This window comes from Pararhodobacter marinus (genome assembly GCF_003122215.1).
Lineage (GTDB): Bacteria > Pseudomonadota > Alphaproteobacteria > Rhodobacterales > Rhodobacteraceae > Pararhodobacter > Pararhodobacter marinus.
The window spans coordinates 1-3467 of sequence record NZ_QEYD01000023.1; the positions used below are offsets into that span (position 1 = coordinate 1).

The following is a 3467-nucleotide window of genomic DNA, read 5'->3' on the forward strand; positions in this document are numbered from 1 at the left end:
GACCAGATCCGTGCAGAGCGTGATCGCATTCGTCAGGTCGCGGCGGAAGTGGTCGAGCTTGCGGCGAATGACCATGCCGAGCGCGAAGAGATCCGCCGCTCCCTACAGGTCCAGCTTGGCGATCTGGAAGCCAGCTTTGACGAACAGATCGTGGTGCTGGCCGATGCGGATTTCGCGCTGACGGCACGGATCACCACGCTCGAAGCCAGCAGCAACGACCTGTCCGCGTCCATCCAGCAGGTGGAACAGGCGCGGATCGACGGGGACAATGCGCTGGCCTCGCTGGTTGCCGCCGTCGCGGTTGGCACCGCGCAGCAATTCGACCATGTCGCACGCTGGTACTTCGACACCACTGTCGATGGGTGGACCGGGGCGCCCAACGCTCCCTCTGCTTCCGCCGGATTTCTCATTCCCGGCGCGGGTTCGTCAGTATTGTCTCCCTCCGGTCTGGCAGCGTCTGGCGACACCTATGCCCAGGTCCGCGCTCGTATCCGTCGCGTGGGCTCGCCCACTTGGCTGGGGCAGCTCTGGTGGGCCGATGCCGGGCAAGGCTGGGATGCCGGTCGCCGCGACACATTGGCGGAGCCGACCTTCAGCAGCGAAGATATCGCCGAACTGACCTGGACGCCCGGCTGGACCGGCAATATCGATGCGATCCGGCTCGATCTGGCTGATGGTGCGGATGCCTCGAACTATTACGAGATCGACTGGGTTGCGATCGGGCGGCCATCGCCGGGAGCATCCTCGGCCGAGCTGCTGACCGAGCAACAGGCGCGGATCTCGGCCGATAGTGCGCTGGCATCGTCCATCATTGCTCTGGAAGCAGATCTGACCGACGCCGAGGGGGCGATCACCGGCAACGCCAACGCGATCGACGCGCTGGAAGTCCGCGTCACAGACACGGAGGCCGGGCTGGAAGCTGCGGCGCTGTCGATTTCCGCGCTCGAAGCCACGGTCAACGATGAGGAAACCGGGCTCGCAGCCATCGCCGGGATCGTCGAAAGCCTGACGGTCGAGGTAGGCCTGCTCTCGGACGGCTCGCAATATTCCTATGCCGAGGCTATTCGCAACCTTCAGACCAGCGTCCGTGGTGTGGCGCTGGAAGCGCTGAACGCCAGCGCGCGCGACGAGAACGAGCGCGCGGCGGTGCGTGATTACGTGGCCGGCGCAACCCAGACGCTCAACACGCGCGTGGATGCGACCGACCAGCAGGTCGCGATCAATGTCGAGGCAATCACCGCGCTCGACGCCGCGGTGCTGGATGCCCAAGGCGATATCATCGCCAATGCCAGCGCTCTCGATGCCCTGACGCTGACGGTCATCGACCAGGGCACTGCCATCGACGTCAACGCGGCGGCGATCACGTCGCTGGAAGTGAGTATCAAGGGGCTGGACGATGCGCTGGATACCAAGGCCAGCGCCGGGGCCCTGGATGCCCTGACAATCCGGGTCACGGATAACGAAGACGGGCTTTCCGCTCTCGCGACCTCGGTCACGGCTCTGAATGCCGAATTGTCGAGCATCGAGGACGATCTGGAAACGCGCGCGCTGGCCTCGGCGCTCGACGAGCTCGTGGCGCAGGTCGAGACGCTCGACGATGGCTCGCTCGCCTCTTTCGCCGCTGCGATCCGCAACCTGGAAACAGTGGTGCGCGGCGTGGCACTTGAGGGCCTCAATGCGAACGCCCGCGACGAGAACGAACGCGCCGTGGTGCGGGACTACGTGGCCGGGGTTTCGCAAACCCTGACCTCGCGCATCGATGCGACCGACGGGCAGGTCTCGATCAACGTTGCCGCGATCACCGAACTGACGGCGCAGGTCCTCGACGCGAACGGCAACATCCTGTCGAACACGAACGCCCTGTCTGCCTTGTCGGTCGAGGTTGTCGACCAGGGCGCCTCGATCGATGCGCTGTCAAGCGCGATCACGGCGCTGGAAGCAACTGTTGGCAGCCTCGATGACGAACTCGACACCAAGGCCAGCGCCTCCGCTCTGTCGGCGCTGACCGCCCGTGTCACGGTGGCCGAGGGTGAGATCGACACGATCTCCAGCGCGGTCACGGCGCTCGAAGCAGGCGTCGAGGATCTGGAAAGCGATCTGGCCACCAAGGCCAGCGCCTCGGCCGTTACCAGCCTGACCGCCCGGGTGACCGCGACCGAAGACGAGATCGACGTGCTGTCGGTCGCGGTCACGTCGCTGGAAGCGAGCCTTGAAGATCTCGAAGACGAGGTCGGCACCAAGGCCAGCGCCTCGGCGGTCCAGGCGCTGACGACCCGCGTTACCGCAGCCGAGGGCGAGATCGACACTTTGGCCAGCGCCGTGACCTCGCTCGGCGCCAGCATCGAAGATCTGGAAGATGACCTCGGCACCAAGGCCAGCGTGGCCGCGCTCAATGCTCTGACCGTGCGGGTCACGGATAACGAGGCCGGGATCTCCGCCAACGCGTCCGCCATCACGCAACTGACGGCGGATTTGTCGGATCTCGACGACGAGCTCGCCACGCGCGCCAGCGCCTCCGCCCTGAATGCGCTCTCGGTCGAGGTCTCGGAGATCGACGGGGAGTTGAGTGCGCTGGCCTCTTCGATCTCAGCGCTGGAAAGCACCGTCGATGACGCCACGGCGGGGACCACGTTCAAGATGGAAACCGTGGCAGGCCCCGGCGGCTATGCCCGCATCGGCATGATGGCCCGCTATGCCGGCGGCTACGGCTACAAGGAAGCGGGCCTCTTCATCGACGTGTCGTCCGACTGGAACACGCCCTCGCGCGTCGGCGTCCATGCCGATCAATTCGTCATCGCCACGGGCAGCGGGCTTGAGACCCCGTTCTTCGTGGATGGCGGGCAGGTCTTCATGGACTGGGCGCGGATCGCCAATGTGTCGATCGGCTTCGGCGAGATCACCGGCGCGCTGCAATCGGACAATTATGCCGAGGTCGCGGGCCTGCCGGTCGCGGGCTTCAAGCTCGACCGCGAGACGGGCCAGATCAAAGGCAAGGAAGTGATCTCGCGAGAGATTCTTGAACTCGGCGCCGCGACCGATTTCCAGTCCCAGACCTACAACGCATGGTATCCCGGCGAAGATTACAGCCCCGGCTGGGAGAACCTGCTCGTGATCGAGCTCGGCCCCACGGCGCTTGGCGATATGTGGACCATTGTCGCCGGCGGCGATGTCCGCCTCTGGCAGTACACCGACAATACCGATCCCGAAGCGCCCCGCTTCTGGCTGCGCGAGGGGCTTTTGCGGCTCGTGCGCCAGACGCAACCCGTCGGCAGCGCGGTCTGGGGGCCTGAGCGGCAGATCGTGAGCTTCGCCATCCCCACGGACAGCGCCTGGAGCGACCGCAATGCCTCGGAGGTCCTGGGCGGCGTCTACAACAACGTCCGCTACGCGCTGCAGATCAGCACGAGGACCACGGGCGATGCCACGCCCCCGAGCCTCCCGTCCAATCACCGCAACCTGTTTCTCTC

1 protein-coding gene is annotated in these 3467 nt (G+C 65.6%); it reads left to right on the plus strand.

Going from position 1 to position 3467, the window contains the following annotated elements; genetic code table 11:
* A partial coding sequence (locus C4N9_RS21580) for a phage tail tip fiber protein (RefSeq protein ID WP_146195203.1) occupies window positions 1-3467 on the plus strand: 3467 nt, incomplete at both ends.